Source organism: Microbacterium xylanilyticum, assembly GCF_054654695.1.
This window is the reverse complement of sequence record NZ_BAAIEN010000002.1, coordinates 1,962,925-1,977,742: the sequence shown is the minus strand read 5'-3', so window position 1 is coordinate 1,977,742 and position 14,818 is coordinate 1,962,925. Positions and strand designations below refer to the sequence as shown.

At 67.5% G+C, this 14,818-nt stretch carries 17 protein-coding genes; 11 read left to right on the top strand and 6 right to left on the bottom strand.

Annotation, left to right across the window (positions count from 1 at the left end):
* Nucleotides 1–5: 5 nt before the first annotated feature.
* The 3 genes from ACYQ1L_RS10050 to ACYQ1L_RS10040 all read right to left on the bottom strand — a co-directional run bounded on the left by ACYQ1L_RS10050 (nt 6) and on the right by ACYQ1L_RS10040 (nt 3,956).
* Nucleotides 6–176: a hypothetical protein gene (locus tag ACYQ1L_RS10050; protein WP_460004024.1), complete on the bottom strand. Its 171-nt coding sequence runs from the start codon at nt 174–176 to the stop codon at nt 6–8.
* A 64-nt stretch (nt 177–240) separates the two neighbouring features.
* A complete protein-coding gene (locus ACYQ1L_RS10045; RefSeq protein ID WP_460004023.1) occupies nt 241–1,596 on the bottom strand; it encodes a hypothetical protein in 1,356 nt (451 codons plus the stop codon).
* The gene (locus ACYQ1L_RS10040) at nt 1,593–3,956 is read right to left on the bottom strand and encodes a type IV secretory system conjugative DNA transfer family protein (protein WP_460004022.1); all 2,364 of its coding nucleotides are present in this window, start codon (nt 3,954–3,956) and stop codon (nt 1,593–1,595) included. The genes ACYQ1L_RS10045 and ACYQ1L_RS10040 overlap by 4 nt, the downstream gene beginning before the upstream one ends.
* A gap of 1,037 nt (nt 3,957–4,993) precedes the next feature.
* Here ACYQ1L_RS10040 and ACYQ1L_RS10035 point away from each other — a divergent pair.
* The gene (locus tag ACYQ1L_RS10035; RefSeq protein ID WP_460004021.1) at nt 4,994–5,722 is read left to right on the top strand and encodes a hypothetical protein; all 729 of its coding nucleotides are present in this window, start codon (nt 4,994–4,996) and stop codon (nt 5,720–5,722) included.
* A gap of 444 nt (nt 5,723–6,166) precedes the next feature.
* Here the strand turns inward: ACYQ1L_RS10035 and ACYQ1L_RS10030 are convergent, their stop codons facing one another.
* Entirely contained in the window at nt 6,167–6,307 is a 141-nt protein-coding gene (locus ACYQ1L_RS10030; RefSeq protein ID WP_460004020.1) for a hypothetical protein, read from the bottom strand.
* A 140-nt stretch (nt 6,308–6,447) separates the two neighbouring features.
* Here ACYQ1L_RS10030 and ACYQ1L_RS10025 point away from each other — a divergent pair, with 140 nt between their 5' ends.
* Both ACYQ1L_RS10025 and ACYQ1L_RS10020 read left to right on the top strand, forming a co-directional pair.
* The gene (locus ACYQ1L_RS10025; protein ID WP_460002273.1) at nt 6,448–6,765 is read left to right on the top strand and encodes a transposase; all 318 of its coding nucleotides are present in this window, start codon (nt 6,448–6,450) and stop codon (nt 6,763–6,765) included.
* Nucleotides 6,766–6,770: 5 nt separating this feature from the next.
* Nucleotides 6,771–7,283, top strand: coding sequence for an IS3 family transposase (locus tag ACYQ1L_RS10020; RefSeq protein ID WP_460005798.1), 513 nt, complete (start codon nt 6,771–6,773; stop codon nt 7,281–7,283).
* On the opposite strand, the gene istB is transcribed toward ACYQ1L_RS10020, so the two are convergent.
* Both istB and istA read right to left on the bottom strand, forming a co-directional pair.
* On the bottom strand, nt 7,246–8,034 hold the full coding sequence (gene istB / locus ACYQ1L_RS10015; protein ID WP_460003683.1) for an IS21-like element helper ATPase IstB: 789 nt from the start codon (nt 8,032–8,034) through the stop codon (nt 7,246–7,248). The genes ACYQ1L_RS10020 and istB overlap by 38 nt on opposite strands.
* Nucleotides 8,034–9,287, bottom strand: a complete 1,254-nt coding sequence (istA, locus tag ACYQ1L_RS10010; RefSeq protein WP_460003682.1) for an IS21 family transposase — start codon at nt 9,285–9,287, stop codon at nt 8,034–8,036. Before istA ends, istB begins: the two co-directional genes overlap by 1 nt.
* A gap of 9 nt (nt 9,288–9,296) precedes the next feature.
* Between istA and ACYQ1L_RS10005 the strand changes: the two genes are divergently transcribed.
* The 8 genes from ACYQ1L_RS10005 (at nt 9,297) to ACYQ1L_RS09970 (ending at nt 14,811) form a co-directional block, all read left to right on the top strand.
* Nucleotides 9,297–9,893: an integrase core domain-containing protein gene (locus ACYQ1L_RS10005; protein WP_460004019.1), complete on the top strand. Its 597-nt coding sequence runs from the start codon at nt 9,297–9,299 to the stop codon at nt 9,891–9,893.
* Entirely contained in the window at nt 9,890–10,594 is a 705-nt protein-coding gene (locus ACYQ1L_RS10000) for a hypothetical protein (protein WP_460004018.1), read from the top strand. Before ACYQ1L_RS10005 ends, ACYQ1L_RS10000 begins: the two co-directional genes overlap by 4 nt.
* 59 nt (nt 10,595–10,653) lie before the next feature.
* Entirely contained in the window at nt 10,654–11,148 is a 495-nt protein-coding gene (locus ACYQ1L_RS09995) for a phosphatase domain-containing protein (RefSeq protein WP_460004017.1), read from the top strand.
* Nucleotides 11,145–11,423: a hypothetical protein gene (locus ACYQ1L_RS09990; RefSeq protein WP_460004016.1), complete on the top strand. Its 279-nt coding sequence runs from the start codon at nt 11,145–11,147 to the stop codon at nt 11,421–11,423. Before ACYQ1L_RS09995 ends, ACYQ1L_RS09990 begins: the two co-directional genes overlap by 4 nt.
* Nucleotides 11,424–11,601: 178 nt before the next feature.
* The gene (locus tag ACYQ1L_RS09985) at nt 11,602–12,513 is read left to right on the top strand and encodes a hypothetical protein (RefSeq protein WP_460004015.1); all 912 of its coding nucleotides are present in this window, start codon (nt 11,602–11,604) and stop codon (nt 12,511–12,513) included.
* Nucleotides 12,514–12,516: 3 nt separating this feature from the next.
* Complete coding sequence (locus tag ACYQ1L_RS09980) at nt 12,517–12,720, top strand: DNA methyltransferase (protein ID WP_460004014.1); 204 nt, start codon at nt 12,517–12,519, stop codon at nt 12,718–12,720.
* A 34-nt stretch (nt 12,721–12,754) separates the two neighbouring features.
* Nucleotides 12,755–14,242, top strand: a complete 1,488-nt coding sequence (locus tag ACYQ1L_RS09975) for a hypothetical protein (protein WP_460004013.1) — start codon at nt 12,755–12,757, stop codon at nt 14,240–14,242.
* Between the two features lie 155 nt (nt 14,243–14,397).
* Nucleotides 14,398–14,811, top strand: coding sequence for a hypothetical protein (locus ACYQ1L_RS09970; protein WP_488199506.1), 414 nt, complete (start codon nt 14,398–14,400; stop codon nt 14,809–14,811).
* Nucleotides 14,812–14,818 lie beyond the last annotated feature (7 nt).

Here is a 14,818-nt window from a genome sequence, read left to right as displayed (position 1 = left end):
GCTCATCATCCGAGGAACCCGATCAGCTGCGCGACGGCCACCCACACGAACCCGATGACGACGCCGCCGGCGAGTCCGATGCCGGTCCACATGCCCTTGCGGGAGTGGAAGAACCCGCCGATGTCGTCGGCGTCCTCCCGGATCTGCTCACGGAACTGGTTGAAGATCTTGGGCATGCGATCCCTCCTCGGATGATGGGGTGCTCACTGTCCACCCCTGCGGATGAAACGGGCGTCCGGGTCAGTACCGGAGACGCGCTGGTGGGCGGATCTGCGCGGCGATCGCACGGTCCTTCACATCCAGTGACTGGGTCTTCCCGGTGCGCCGGTGATGCCCGACGAACGGGATGGGGAACAGGCCCTGCTGACGCAGCGGGAGCTCATGCAGCGCGGGCCGGTCCGGGACGCCCCGGCGCAACCAGAACGGGGTGGAACGCAGGCCCGCCGCGGCGTGCACGACCGTCAGCGGGTCAACACGCATCGCCGACGTGTCGAACGGCACGGACCCCTCATCGAGAAGGTGCGCTTCCGCCCACGTGCCACCAGGCCCGTTCGGTCGTTCGCATCGGAGCGTGAACATGTCCGCGGACGCCTCATGGCGGGCGGGGAACATCTCCTGCCAGCTCATCAGGAACATGCGGTCCGCGGTCCGGTTCCCGGCAAGGCCGGGAATCTCACGGGTCGCCTGCGCGATCTCCTTGCGGACCTTCCGGCGGATCGTCTCCGTGTTGCGCTGGTCGAGACGTTCGATGCCGACGAACAGGACCACCAGGCCAGTGTCCGCGAGCGGCCGGCGGGCGAGGACCTGCGCCCACGCCCGAGCCTTCCGGAGGAAGTCCGTTCCCGCCGCGGTCGCCGTCGACTCGACCGCGATCCGCAGACCGTCAGGCCGGACGATCACCGCATCCGCGGTCTTGTTCGACTGCCCGGGCGGTTCGGCCGCACCCGCACCCGTGTACGCGAGCGTGCGCACTCTCGCGTCCCGTTCCCCGAACACGGCGGCCACGTTCGCGAACTCCGCCAGCCGCAGGCACAGTTCCGCAGTGAGGATGTTGTGACGGGCGAACTGCCCGCCCGCGATCCACGATTCACCGCCGGTCACGGACACCTGTTCCGCGAACGTCAGCAGCGGCGCCACGTGACGGTCGAACGCGTCGCTGTTCGACGGACGGTACAGCGCGGCACGGTCTGCGAGCCGGGTCTCCAGCTCCGGGTTCCAGATCGTCCCCGCATCGATCAGGTCGGAGGAGAACAGGTCACCGATGATCTGATCCTGCGCATCGAACACGCGTCGCCCGCTGAACGCCGCCTGCTGCTCCCCGGTGAGCGTCCGCCACGCGTTCACGGCGCCGAGCAGATCCAGTTTCACGTCCAGGTTCCCGGGCAACCGGCCGATCGCGTCCGCAGGGTTCGTGCGCAGCCGGGACGGCAGGTTGCGGATCAGGCCCGCCGCACGCAACCGGTCCGAATGACCGCGGCTGAGCCACGTGCCGGCGCTGCCGAGATTCCACAGACCGTCCCAGTACGGGTCCAGCCGGATGGCCGCACGGTGCGGGGAACGGGGGATGGAGGACGGGATGTCAGCGAGCCGCATCATGCCACCTGCTGTGCGTCCCGGGCGGCGCGGTAATCGGGGAACCGGGTCGTGAACGGCTCAAGCCGGTTCCCGGCAGGACCGGTCGCGCGGATGATCGCTTCGAACTGCCGCAGGTTCACCAGATCCGCGGTCGACCAGTCCGCACCGGACAGCACAAGAGCGTCCACGATCTCCCGGACCGTCTGCGACTCCTCCTGCCGGAACAGGATCAGGTACGCGAGCCCGAGCATGATCCGCCGCAGCTCCGGGTCGAGGGTGTCCGGGGTCTGCGTGGCGATCACCAGACGGACCCCGTACGCGCGGGCGTCGTTGCGCGCCCACTTGATCACGTCCGCACTGACCGCGGCGATGTGCTTCACCTCGTCGGCGAAGATGCTGACCGCCCGGTTCTGCTCGAACCAGCCGTCACAGGTGCGTTTGATCGCTGCGCGCAGCGAGTACAGCATGAGGCTCGCCAGGTCGCTGATCAGCACCTCGTCCGAGTCGTCACCGGACGGGGACTTCCCGAAGTTCACGATCACCGCGGCGTTCGACTCGAGCAGCTCATCCCAGCTGCGTTGCACCGGCCGGGCCCACCAGCTTTCCGCGGACGTGAGCGCGGACACCTTCGTGCGCGGCGCGTCCGCGAGCGAACGCCGCTGCGTCGGCGTCACACCCGACCCGGTGCCCGGGCTTCCGAACAGCGGGGACAGCCGGGCGACCGCGTTCGCGAGCTCGCCATCCGGGTCCGCGCCGGGTTGCACGGCCGCGTTCGCGAGAGCCGCGTGAAGTTCGACGGCGACGTCGTCACCCTGATTCAGCAGCAGGATGTCCGCGTAGTACCACGGGGATGCTCCCTGCGTGACCTTCTGGATGGTGACGGCCCCGGGAACGTCCGGGCGCTGGGAGATCAGCAGCGCGGCGGCGAGGACCGCGGTGAGCGTGTCGAACGACTGCGGGCCGATCGACTTCGGACCCCACGCGTACTGCAGCGCACCGGTGACGACACGAGCCCAGTCGCGTGCGCTCTGACCGGGAAGGACCGGGAACAGGTCGATGCCCTCCTGCTGTTCCCGGTCCGCCGTGTGGAAGGTCGTCGCCGCGTCGCCAGCGTGCGCGGACCAGGTCGCGTACTCGCGAGCGGCACGGCCGTCCCCTTTCGTGTCGAACCCGATGAGGGCGTGCGTGACCGGCGCGTCGTCGATGCCGGACGGGTGCACGCGTTCGGCGGACATGAACCCCCACAGGTGCTCCAGCAGCGCCGTCTTCCCAGACCCGGCCTGACCGATCGCGCCGATCCCGCCCCACAGCTTCGCGAACGGCAAGTGGACGACGAGCCCGTCGGTCTGCCCGCACTCCGGGCCGATGCGTTCGGTCAGCTCACCGGGAACGGACCGGGTCGCGGTTGTCGACGCGCCGGACGCGGCACCGGTGTGCGGGGAGACCAGTGCGATCGGGATGTGCGGGCCGGCGAGGAACGTGGTTGCCGCGGCCGGGTAGTCGCCGTCCTGCGCGGGCACCTCACGGTGCTGCCCGGTGTTCTTGTCGAACGCCGTGGATGCTGCCTTCGGGGGATGCCAGGCCCCGAACCGGCGGGGGGCGACAGGCACCAGTCCGGAGCCGGTGAGGGTGCGCACGGTCCGGTCGAAAGACGGCAGCCGGCGGGTGGCGACACCGGCGCCGACAGTGGCGAGAGCCGCCGCGGTGAGTTCCGACACGCCGGGACCGGGCCACCAGATCCCGGTGCTGATTCCCCACACGATCCCGCCGGCGGTGAGCGCGCACGCGGACGTGGTGAACGCGGCGACAGCACCTGCCCGGGTGATCGTCTCCGCGCGTACGGTCAACCCCAGACCGGGGATCGCGCTGGCCGCGCGGACGATCGTGTCCCGCGCCCGCTGCCGGGTCGTCCCGCCCGCGAACAACTGCATCGCCGTGGCGTTCGGGACCAGCGAATGATGCGTGCGAACCCCGTGATGCGTGAGCCACAGGTCGTTGCGTTTCACTTCCGCGCGGGTCGGCTTCCGGATCGACGCAGCCACCCACTCGCCCGGCTTCAGCAGGTCCCCGACGACACGGGAGAACACCGTGAAATCCGCGCCCGCCATCGTGTCCGGGCGGGGCGTCACACCCGCGGTGACAGCAAGCCGCGTCACGTGCGGGGCGCCGGTCAGATCGGGGACATCATCGAGCTCCTCCGAATGCGCGTTCATCGCCTTCGCGATCGCGAACGCCACCGACTCGACACCGTCCGACGCAGGTGCGACCAGCGCATGCTGCAACCCCGTCGGCGTGCGCACGATCACGAACGTGGACCCCGACGGGGCAGCCGCCAGCGCCGACGCTGCAGCGTTGCCGAGGTCCGTCGGGCTGGTGTGCATTTCGCCCGCACGAGTGAATTGGAATGCGCGAACAGCCGGGGCAGGTCTCATACCGTCCACCCCTGCGAACGAAACGCGCGGAACACGTGCACGCTACGGGCGCTTTAGGGAACACCGCCGCCCGCACATACCTGGCGCCGCGTCGGCGTAAAGCGCCCGCAACGCCCCCGCCCGAACCTCTGTCCGTCAGCTCCGACCCTTGATGCGATGGTTCCCGGCATGGGTGTCGCTGCTTCACGTTGCGTTGCGGGCGGGGTGTTCCGTGGCGGGGTCGTGGCGTTGCGCTTCGCGCGGGATGGTTGCGTTGCACACGACGATCCGGCCGCCTGGACGGCGTCCTGATCTTGTCGTGTGCGCTTCGCCGACGCCCTTCGGGCGCGGCTTCGCTGTCTGTGGGTTCCGGTCGTGAGGGTGGGCCTGGTCACTTCTCATACGTGCGGCAGGGTCCGGGGTTTGGCTGAGGTGTCGCATGCTGCGCATGCGGCCTGCCGGCGGCATGATGCGCACGACGAACGCGGTGGTGACGGGACGTGACGGGAAGTGACGTCACGTTCAGGACCGGACGGTTCCCACGAGACCCGGCCATGACGCGCGCAGCGCTGAACCATCCGAACCACCCGACCCGACCTTCACAGCCCGGGTGACGCGCACGCGAAGCGTGCACAGCACGCCGCGCAGCGGGAACAACACGTGCCACAGAACGCCGACGTGAAGCACGGAACGTGAACGAGACGGCACGGCACGGGACAGTCCGGACACAGGACGCACACGCCCAGAACGAAACGCCAAGCCCGCAGGGCGCAGGACGCCAACACGACGACAACCAGACGCCGACGAGACGCACGACGACACGGCGACCCGAGCGCCAGCGAGGGGAGCTCTTCTGTATGGGGGTCGGGTTCGGCTATCGCCGCGGCGGTGGTCCAGTCGCCACGACTGGCTGGTTGATCTGGCTACTGATCTTTCACACGATCGTGTGGCGCCATTACATACACGGTTGATATCGTCGCTGACGTGACCTTCCCGAAAGCCACGTCATGCCGTTGACGACGCGTACCGCCATCACCGCGTTCGACGATGTCCGGCACGCGGCACGTCAGTCTGCTCCGGATGCGGCGACGGTTCTGGTCGCCTGGTCGAGGGCGCACATGTCGGTCGCTGCGGTCGGTCTGCTGGACGATGACGGGCGGCCTCTGGATCCGAAACCGGAGCTGCTGGCGATGCTGACGGCGTTGTTCCCGGTGCCTGTGGATGAGGACCTTCTGCGGCTCGCGTACCCGGAGACGTTGCAGGCGTTCGCGCAGGGTGAGTTGCCTGCTGCGGAACGTGTGGACGGCATGACGGATGGCTCCGGTCAGCTGCTGTTCCAGATCCCCGTCGACGAGCCGGAGTGGGCACGCGTCACCGACAACGTCCTCGAACGTGTGCAGGCCGGGCTGTGGGTGCAGGACGCGGACATCCGCGACGCACTGTGGTCGGTGCTGTCCGCGCTCGGGCTCCCCGACGCGGTCGTTCGAGTTCGCCGGGTCGGGGTCGCACGGTCGTTCCCGGACGAGCCGTTGTTCATGCCGGTGGAGCTGATCGGGGACCCGCCGGAGCATCGGACCATGACATGGGATGCGGCGAAGACTTGGATCCCTGTGCACGGCGCGGTGGAGGCGATCGTGGAACTGTCCAGCGAGCTTGCGGAACGTCAACAGCGTGCACTCGTCGCGCAGGACGTGAAGGAGCCGCAGGTGCTCCTCGAAGTCAACGTCACCCTCTGACACCCGGGCGCGGAGCGGGCGTTATCCGGCGGGGTCGAGGATGTGCGCAGCGTCCTTCTTTTGTCCCGTTGCGAGCGCGGTGAGCTCGTTCTCGATGCGCACCAGTGTGTCTTCCAGGTCCATGGTTCTGTCCGTGCGTGCCTTCTCGAACGGGGCCGGTTCGTTCCACGCCATCGATAGCCCTGCGGGCGGCTACCCAATCCGTCACCCTCACGCGGATCTGATCCGCGACGTCCACGCTGAGTGTCGCGGCGAACCCGTGCCGGCACGACCGGCCATGAGCCTGTCCGATCAGCGTGACGACGTCGGTCAGCTGCGTGGGGATGCGCGTCTGATCGAACAAACCCTAGCGGAGGGTGAGTTGCAGCACGGGCGCTCCTTCAGGGAACTGCCGACGGTAGGACGTGACCAGCCTGGCCTCGGACCGGGGCCTCACGCGCACCATCAGCCAGCCTCCGCCGTCGTAGTGACCACGACCTGGAAGTCGGACGCGGGAAGACCGGAAGGCCCTGCTCCCTGGAAGACGAACATGACGTTCGTGACGTGTTCGGCGCTGATCTTCCGTGCCAGCTTAGATGCCGCCATGAGGTGCGTCGTCCCGGCCGGGAAGGTGCGCGTGCCGGTGCGGCCGCGCGCACGAGCACGGACCTTTCCGGTGCTGGGGGTGTCGCGCGTCAGACTTTGTGGCAGGACGATTGATTGAGTCCTGAGCGGAGTGTTTGACGATGGGTAGACCACCAGTGATCCCGGTGGAGAAGAAGACGAGGATCGTGCTGAGCATCCTCGCCGGCGAGATGACGATCGCTGAAGCGGCTCGGCGTGAGAAGGTCAGCGAGCAGTCGATCGGCCGGTGGAAGGCGGACTTCCTCGAGGCTGGCAAGACCGGCCTGGCCGCTGGCAAGACGGGGCCGTCGACCCGGGAGCAGCAGCTCGAGGCGGAGGTCGCCGATCTGACCCAGGCGCTGGGCGAGGCGGCCGTCGAGATTCGGGTGTGGAAGAAGAGTGCGGAGGGCCGGTTGGGCCCTTCGAGGACCTCGAGGTGATCCGCATGGAGGCGGGCATGTCGACCTCGAGGTTCTGCCGCCTGATCGACATGCCCGAACGCACCTGGCGGCGCTGGCAGGCCAAGGCGAAGCAAGACCGGCCGACGAAGGGGCCCTGGCCGCAGCCTGCAAGGGACGCCGCCCGCCCGCTGGTGACGGGGCATGCGTTGGCGAAGCCGGCGTGGGGGCATCGGAAGATCTGGGCGCTGACTCGGCACGACGGTCACAAGGTGTCGCAGGCGACCGTGCTGCGCCTGATGCGCGATGACGGGCTGATCCTGCCGTCGGAGTACCAGAAGCAGCGCCGCGAGCTGGCAAAGGAGCGGAAGGCAGCGTTCGCGCGGAACCCGACCGGACCGAACCAGGTCTGGCAGCTGGACTTCAGCGAGTTCGAGACCACGACCGGTGGGACCTGGTGTCAACGACGGCTGAAAACTGACCCCTTTTCGTCGGCGAAAGTTGACCCCCTGGGTCGTGTTTCTAGTGTTCCGCTGCCGTGGTGGCGGGCGGGGTCTTGAGGAGCTCGCGGCGGGCTCGGGTGCGGTAGGAGTCGCCGGCGAGGGTGAGGACCTCGGCGTGGTGGACGAGGCGGTCGATCATCGCGGACGCGACGATGTCGTCGCTGAAGATTTCGCCCCAACGGCCGAAGGGCATGTTGCTGGTGACGAGGATCGAGCCCTGTTCGTAGCGGGACGCGACGAGCTGGAAGAACAGGTTCGCCGCGTCGGCGTCGAAGGGCAGGTAGCCGACCTCGTCGATGATCAGCAGCCGGTAGCGGCGCAGTCGTTTCAGCTCCTGCTCGAGCCGCCCGCTCTGGTGCGCGGTCTGCAGGCGTGACACCCAGCCGGTGGCGGTGTCGAACAGCACCGGGTAGCCGGCGTGGGCGGCCTTGTGCCCCAGCGCGATCGCGAGGTGGGTCTTGCCGACCCCGGGAGGACCGAGGAGGATCACGTTCTCCGCTTTCGGGATCCAGGTCGTCGTCGCCAGGTGCGCGAGGACGTCGCGGCGCAGCGAGGGCTGGTGGTCGGCGTTGAAGTCCTCGAGGGTCTTCACTGCAGGGAAGTGCGCCCCGCCGATCCGCAACGCGGTGCCGTTGGCCTCTCGGTCGGCGACCTGGCGTTGCAGCACCGCGGTCAGATACTCCTCATGCGACCACCCCTCCGCCCGGGCGGTGGTCGCGAGCTGTTCCCAGACCCGCCCGATGGTCGGGGCCTTCAACGCGCGAGAGAGGTAGCCGAGCGTTGCGGCCGTGTCCGTCGCGGCGCCCATCAGAACACCTCCCCGGTGGCCGGGTCGAAACGGACCCCGAACAGGTCGTCGTAGTCGGACGTGTCGCGGAACATCACTCGCTCCCCAGGGCGGGCGAGGGTCTGCTGACGCTCGCGGTCTCGCTTCGCCGCGGAGAACGTCGCCCGCAGCCCTCTCGCGGTCTCGACATGGACGGGATCGGTGACGACAGCATGGTTCGCCCAGCAGCGCTCATGATCGGCGACGACCTGCCCCTCGCAGATCACGATCACCCGGGTCAGCGTCGCGGTGACATCGAGCAGCCGGCCGATCACCCGCGGATCAACGGAGTAGTCGTTCCCGTCGAGACGGACGTAATAGTCCCGTCCGAGCCTCACCCTCGTCTGCAGCCCCGTCGCCGGCGGGTGCGGGGGAAGGAGCGTCATCGCGGCGAGGTCCCGGTCCAGAACATCGACGGGACGTCCACCGAGGGAACGGACCGTGCGGGAGTTCGCGCGCGGCAACCAGTCCGCCAACTGCGCGTTGAAGTCCACCGGCGACGCGAACTGCCTGCCGGGCAGGAACGACGTCTCGAAGTAGCCGTTGTTCCGCTCGGTCATGCCCTTGAACTCCGGATCCCGAGGCGGCGCCAACACCACCCTCGTCGCGAGCGTCCCCGCGAACGCAGCCGCCGCCTGCGTGACCACGCCCTTCCCGCCGATCGCGGACTCCCGATCCCAGACCAGCGTCTTAGACACCGCCCCGACCTGCGCGATCAGCTGCCACATGCCCGCCAGCAGATCCCCCGCCTGACGCGAGGGAAGCATCACCGCCGACAGGAACTTCGAGAACGTCAGCGTCATCACCAGCACCGGCAGCATGCCCGCCTGCCCGAACCCGACCGGGATCCGCGGCTCCGGGAACCACAAATCCATCTGCGCGGCCTGCCCCGGCTCGTGAACGATCCGGTCCGCCGGATCGACACCCGCGTACTCGGGCCGGATCTGCCGGATCCGGTCCTTCAGGATCGTCAGCGAGTGCTCCCACCCGATCCGCTCCGCGATCACCGTCGCCGGCATCTTCGCATCCACAGCCAGCAGCTTGCGCACCTCGGGCTCGGCAGCGTCAACCAACGACTGCTTACCCGCCCGCTGATACTTCGGCGGCACATCCGACGCGAGCGCCGCCCGCACCGTGTTCCGTGCCACCCCGAGATGCCTCACGATCGCCTTGATCGGCATGCCCTCGGCCCTATGTAACCGGCGGATCTCCGCCCAATCTTCCAAACTGATCACCCTCCAAGAGTGGTCGGAGGGGGTCAAAATTCCCCGACGTCTGAGGGTCAGTATTCACGCGTCGTCGACACCTGGCGGATCGCGGGGTGCCGGGACTGGTACTCGAAGCTCGAGTACCCGTTCCACGTGTCGCCGACCGCGAACCAGTACGACGCGATCGCCGCGATCGAACTCGCCCTCGCCGACTACGAGCAGATGTTCGAGCACCCGCTCGTCGACGAATGTCAGGTCGATGAAGAGACGGGTGAGGTGCTGCCGGTGGTGACGATCGTCACCGACAACGGCGGCCCGTTCCGGTCGCTGAACTTCGAGCTGTTCATCATGCGGCACCCCGAGCTGCGGCACGTCCGCACGAGGGTGCGCTCGCCCGGGCAGAACGGGTCACGCGAACGCGGGTTCGGGACGCTGAAGTACGAGCGATTGTTCCTCGATGAGATCCCCGACGCCTTGACGCTGATCGAACGCGCCGAGGACTACCGGGTCGAGTACAACACCGAGCGGCCGCACGAGGCGATCGCCTGGAACAGGCCGATGCAGGTGCACCTGGGCCTGGCCGACCCCACCATCCCCACCTTTGAAAGAGAAGAAATCCTGCCAACTACTTGACGCGGGACACGCTCACTCGGCCCACCAACGCGATCGTCATCGGCGTCCTCACAGTCGCCGTCGCGACGCAGACGGCTTCGTTCATGCTGATCACGCGCACGCCGACGACAACTGATCTGATGCTGGTAGCCCACCGAGAGCCGGCGGCATTCGTCTTCTCCATGGCGCACTTCCTCTTCTTCAGCCTTGCCTGCGTCATCGCTCTGCGAGTGGGCGTGATGCTGATGGGTTCGCACGCCGGAGTTGCAGCCTCGGTATCAGCCGGTGCCATGTTCGTCGCCGGTGCAGCTGGAATTGCCGACGTGATTGTCACCGTGGCGCGCGATAGATCCCGGCTCAACGGCGACATGTCTTTCGAATGGATCGATCCGGTCTTCCGGGCGCTGATCCTCACCGTCGCCTTCGCCTTTTGTATTGGCCTCTCCGTACCCGCTATTGCGGGTGCGGCACGACGCTACCGAATCGCCCGGGTACTCGGAATCCTCGAGCAGGCCCTCGCCCGATCCGAGTACAAGGGCTGGGAGCCCGTGACCACCGTCGAGGACCGGACGGAGCCTCCGGCTGCGTTCGACGCTCTTGCAGCGCTGAATGAGACCGTCATCCATCTCCGTGACGGCCAGATCTTCGAGAAGGGTGCCGAACTCACCCCGGCTGAGGTCGCCGCGCTCGCGTCTGCTGAGCGGATCCTTCAGGGGAGGTAGTTCTCCGCGTGAGTCCCGGGAGCTCTTCCCGTGGGGTCCTGACGGAGTATGTGGTGACCATGACCGAGATGATCCGAGACGCCGTGATCGTGGACGTTGACGGGACCCTGTGCGATGTCCGGGGAATCCGCCATTACGTCCTCGCCGATCAGCTTCGGCGTAATTTCGATGCCTTCCACAAGGCTTCGGCCCTATGCCCGCCGATCCCGGAGACCCTCGACTGGGTGCAGGGTCACCGTGACGCGGGCAACGCGATCATCATCGTCACGGCACGCAAGCGGCAGTGGGAGTATCTGACCAGGCGGTGGCTCCGGAAGTGGGACATCTGCCACGACCTGCTGCTCATGCGCGCCGACGACGACAACCGTCACGACGACCTGGTGAAAGCCGACATCCTCAGCAGCCTGCGCGGCCGCGGGTTCCGGATCGTCGCAGCGATCGATGACAACCCTGCCATCGTCGCTCTCTGGGAGCGTGAGGGGATCCCGGTCACGGTCGTTCCCGGCTGGTTCGTGCCCGACAAGGACGCCGTGACGAATATGGTGCCCGAATGAGCGTTTACCACCTGCAGATCCTCGACCTGGGGGATGCCGTGTGCACCGTGCAGGAGCTCTGCGCTCGAATCAACGGCAACGCCAGGTTCCCGTCCGCCCAGGTCATCGAATCGTTCACAGCCCAGGGCTCGCGGGATCGTCCCGCATGGGTGATTGCGTTCGACACCACTGGGATCCGCGGAGCCTACGTTCACGACATCGCCTGCCGGGCAGGGTTCGTCTGCAACCTGCAGCACCCAGACCAGACGGCCCTGAACCGGAAGTTCCGGACCTGACCGCAGGATCCGGCCCGAACCGGGTATGTGAAGGGCATGAAGATCCTGATCGGAGCAGTCGCCGGCGCCGTAGTCGTCATCGCCTCCCGCCATTGGAGCCTCGTGCTCCGCGCCTGGTGGGCGCAAGGGCACTGACGCCCGCGGCAGCCAACGCCGTCGATGCGGGTATGTGGCCCCTATGGCACATGCGCGCATCCTCCACGGCGACGCCCTGGAATCCCTCCGGCAGCTGCCCGACGACTCGATCGACGCGATCGTCACGGATCCGCCGTACGGGCTGACATCCCTCCCGCAAACGAAAGTCGAGCGGACCCTGGCGAAATGGGTCAGCGGGGAGCGGGACTTCATCCCCGGCGGTGCCGGGTTCATGGACCGGAAATGGGACAGGTTCGTGCCGCCCCCGGCACTCTGGGCGGAGGCCCTGCGCGTCCTGAAACCAGGAAGTTTCCTCGTCTCCTTCGCGGGCGCCCGGACCCTCGATCTGATGGGAATCTCCATCCGGCTGGCCGGATTTGAAGTCCGCGACATCCTCGCCTGGATCCGCGCGGACACGTTCGCGAAAGCACCGGGGATGCTCCGCAGCGGGCATGAGCCGATCGTCATGGCCCGCAAGCCCCTGGTCGGCACCGTCGCCGAGAACCAGGCCCGCTGGGGGACCGGCGCGCTCAACATCGACGCCTCCATGGTCCCGTATCGCAACGCCGCCGACGAGACCGAGTCGAAGACGAAGAACGCGCATGGGAGGTTCGGGACGCTCAACGGCGGCAATGCGGTCTTCGGTGATTTCGGGACGCGACCTCGCACCGACTGCGACGCACCGGGCCGTCAGCCCTCGAACGCGATCCTCGACCCGGCAGCGGCCGCGCTCCTTGACGCGCAGCATCCAGTCGGCCGCTCCCGAAGCGGACAGCCCCGGCGCGCGGCAACGCATGGGAACGGGTGGGGTGCCACTCACACGGGCAGGGAGCACGACGATATCGGCGGCCCCAGCAGGTTCTTCACGATCGCCGAGAGCGCGGACGGGTTCCGGTACGCCGGCCGAGCGAACGTCCGCGAACGTCCAGTCGCACCGGACGGGACGAAGCACTAGACCGTGAAACCGCTGTCGATCATGGACTGGCTCGTCACCCTCGTCTGCCCGCCGGCGGGCACGGTCCTGGACATGTTCGCGGGGTCGGGCACCACTCTAGAATCTGCGTTGCGCTGCGGTTTCGACTGCATCGGCATCGAGGGCGAGTCGTCCTTCATCCCCCTCATCGAGCAGCGGATCGAACGTGCCGCACCGCCGGCAGCCTGACGCCGACGGCCGAAACCCAGGATCCGCCGCGCGTATGGAAGATATGACCACGATCGACGTCCACGGGAACCATCACCGCGGTGCTGGCATCGACGGCGGGCAGTTCATCGAGCATGCGCGCAGCGCGCCGGAGCTCGACGATGAGCTCGACGCCCCGGAGCCGGAGTCTGGACTGCGGCCGTACGTCTACTCGATCCCTACCCAGAACATCGGTGCGCTCCGCATTCGCGTGGGCAAGGCGAACGAACGGCTCGCCAGGGCCGGCGTCACCGAGCGCTTCACCTACACGATCACACCCCGGATCGTCACGAACCCGCGCAGCGGCGAGACGTGCGAGACGAACGACGTGCAGCTGAACACACCCCGGATCAGCGCCGGCGACTGGAAGTTCGACGGCGTGCATGAACAGGCAGCGAACGGGAAGGTCATCTCCCATTACACGCACGGCGCGGAACCTGTCGTCGGCGCCAGCGACGACGGGCGGGACCTACTGCTGTGCGAGCACTGCGGGCACCGACGGGCGAGGTCGAAGGTGTTCGTCGTCACCAGCCCCACCACCGGGGAGACGAAGCAGGTGGGATCCAACTGCCTCGAACTGTTCCTCGGAGTGAAGCCCGCGGGGCTGTGGGCGCTAACCGACGACACCATGCTGGAGGACCTTCGCGTCGACGAGGATGACCTCGAGTCGTGGGGCGGGCTTCCCGACGGGACATCGATCAGCAGCGCCGACGATGTTCTGGCGCTCACCATGCGGGTCGTCGCCGAGGACGGCGGGTACCTGTCGAAGTCGAAAGCGGGGTTCCATGAGATGCCGACCGCAGTCAAGGTCCTGGGCCGGCTCGCGGAGCATGGCGCCCGGCACGCGGAACTCACCGACGCCGAGAAGGCTGAGATCGCAGAGGTCTTCGCGTGGATCGATGCTGAGGCAGCGGTGGCGGACCATGACCGGAGCAGTTACATGGACAACCTCGTCAAGGCGCTCGCCACCGACGAGGACGGCCTGCGTCTTATCAGCCGCAAGCATGTGCCGATCGTCGCGTCCGCGGTGTCGTCGTACCGGAGCCACAAGGCACGTGAGCTCCGCCGCGCAATCGAGGAGGAATCGAAGAGCACCCGTGACGCGATGAAGAAGCAGGAGTTCCTTGCGCCCGTCGGAACGAAACTCAAAGGCGTCGGCGTCGAAGCGACGATCCTGTCCGTCCACCGCGGTCACGACTACGGGTACGGCGCGCCACTGCACGTCAGCATGATGGACGACGACGGTCACGTCCTCTACTGGAAGTGCACCGGCTTCCTCAGCGGCAGTTACACGACGCCCGGAGGCAAGCACATCAACTGGACGCCAGACCAGGGCTCACGCGTATCGATCACATCCGGGACGGTCAAAGACCATCGGGTCAGCGAGTACAACGGCGACTGGGAGACCGTGCTCACCCGCGCCAAGCTCGAACCCCCAGCAGCTGCCCTCGAATCCTGGGACAGCATGACCTGGGACGAGATCGACAAGGACCTCGGTCGATGATCCCTAATGGCGAGTGCGGCGCTGACCGCACCGGATCCAGCCAATCGTCTGTGGGTGACAACGTGCGGTCCTTCCCGCGGGTCATGGTCACCGGTCACAGGCCAAAGCTGATGAGCGCGCACCAGCAGCGCCACAGCAGGACTGAGCTTGAGCGCGTGGCACAGAAGCTCACGGCCGTGTACGGGATGGAAGTGGGCATCTCAGGTATGGCGCTGGGCGCCGATACCGATTGGGCCCACGCCGTTCTGAACGCCGGCGTGCCGCTGTGGTCTTTCGTGCCCTTCCCGCAGCAGGCTGAACTCTGGTCGGACGCGCAACGGTCTGAGTGGAACGAACTCCGGAGTCGGGCCGCACGCGAGGTGGTCGTCGCTGATGCGTATTCCGTGCGGGCGCTTCACGCTCGAAACGACGCAATGCTGAACGACGCTGACCTCGTCGTCGCCGTCTGGGATCCCCGGGTCACGACAGGCGGGACCGCATCGTGTGTGCGCAAGGCGCGGGACCGCGGGATGCCGATCATCCACGTCGACCTGGAATCCCTCATCACGCGCAGCTCCGGAATCCGGTAGTCGGAGT

What these genes read in the sequence shown, in the direction of transcription:
- ACYQ1L_RS09985 (WP_460004015.1), top strand. Translation starts at nt 11,602, where the DNA reads ATGGCACATGCGCGCATCCTCCACGGCGACGCCCTGGAATCCCTCCGG.
- ACYQ1L_RS09990 (WP_460004016.1), top strand. Translation starts at nt 11,145, where the DNA reads ATGAGCGTTTACCACCTGCAGATCCTCGACCTGGGGGATGCCGTGTGC.
- istB (WP_460003683.1), bottom strand. Translation starts at nt 8,034, where the DNA reads ATGGGCGCCGCGACGGACACGGCCGCAACGCTCGGCTACCTCTCTCGC.
- ACYQ1L_RS10040 (WP_460004022.1), bottom strand. Translation starts at nt 3,956, where the DNA reads ATGCACACCAGCCCGACGGACCTCGGCAACGCTGCAGCGTCGGCGCTG.
- ACYQ1L_RS09995 (WP_460004017.1), top strand. Translation starts at nt 10,654, where the DNA reads ATGACCGAGATGATCCGAGACGCCGTGATCGTGGACGTTGACGGGACC.
- ACYQ1L_RS10035 (WP_460004021.1), top strand. Translation starts at nt 4,994, where the DNA reads ATGCCGTTGACGACGCGTACCGCCATCACCGCGTTCGACGATGTCCGG.
- ACYQ1L_RS09975 (WP_460004013.1), top strand. Translation starts at nt 12,755, where the DNA reads ATGGAAGATATGACCACGATCGACGTCCACGGGAACCATCACCGCGGT.
- ACYQ1L_RS10030 (WP_460004020.1), bottom strand. Translation starts at nt 6,307, where the DNA reads ATGGCGGCATCTAAGCTGGCACGGAAGATCAGCGCCGAACACGTCACG.
- ACYQ1L_RS10025 (WP_460002273.1), top strand. Translation starts at nt 6,448, where the DNA reads ATGGGTAGACCACCAGTGATCCCGGTGGAGAAGAAGACGAGGATCGTG.
- ACYQ1L_RS10050 (WP_460004024.1), bottom strand. Translation starts at nt 176, where the DNA reads ATGCCCAAGATCTTCAACCAGTTCCGTGAGCAGATCCGGGAGGACGCC.
- ACYQ1L_RS10020 (WP_460005798.1), top strand. Translation starts at nt 6,771, where the DNA reads ATGGAGGCGGGCATGTCGACCTCGAGGTTCTGCCGCCTGATCGACATG.
- ACYQ1L_RS10045 (WP_460004023.1), bottom strand. Translation starts at nt 1,596, where the DNA reads ATGATGCGGCTCGCTGACATCCCGTCCTCCATCCCCCGTTCCCCGCAC.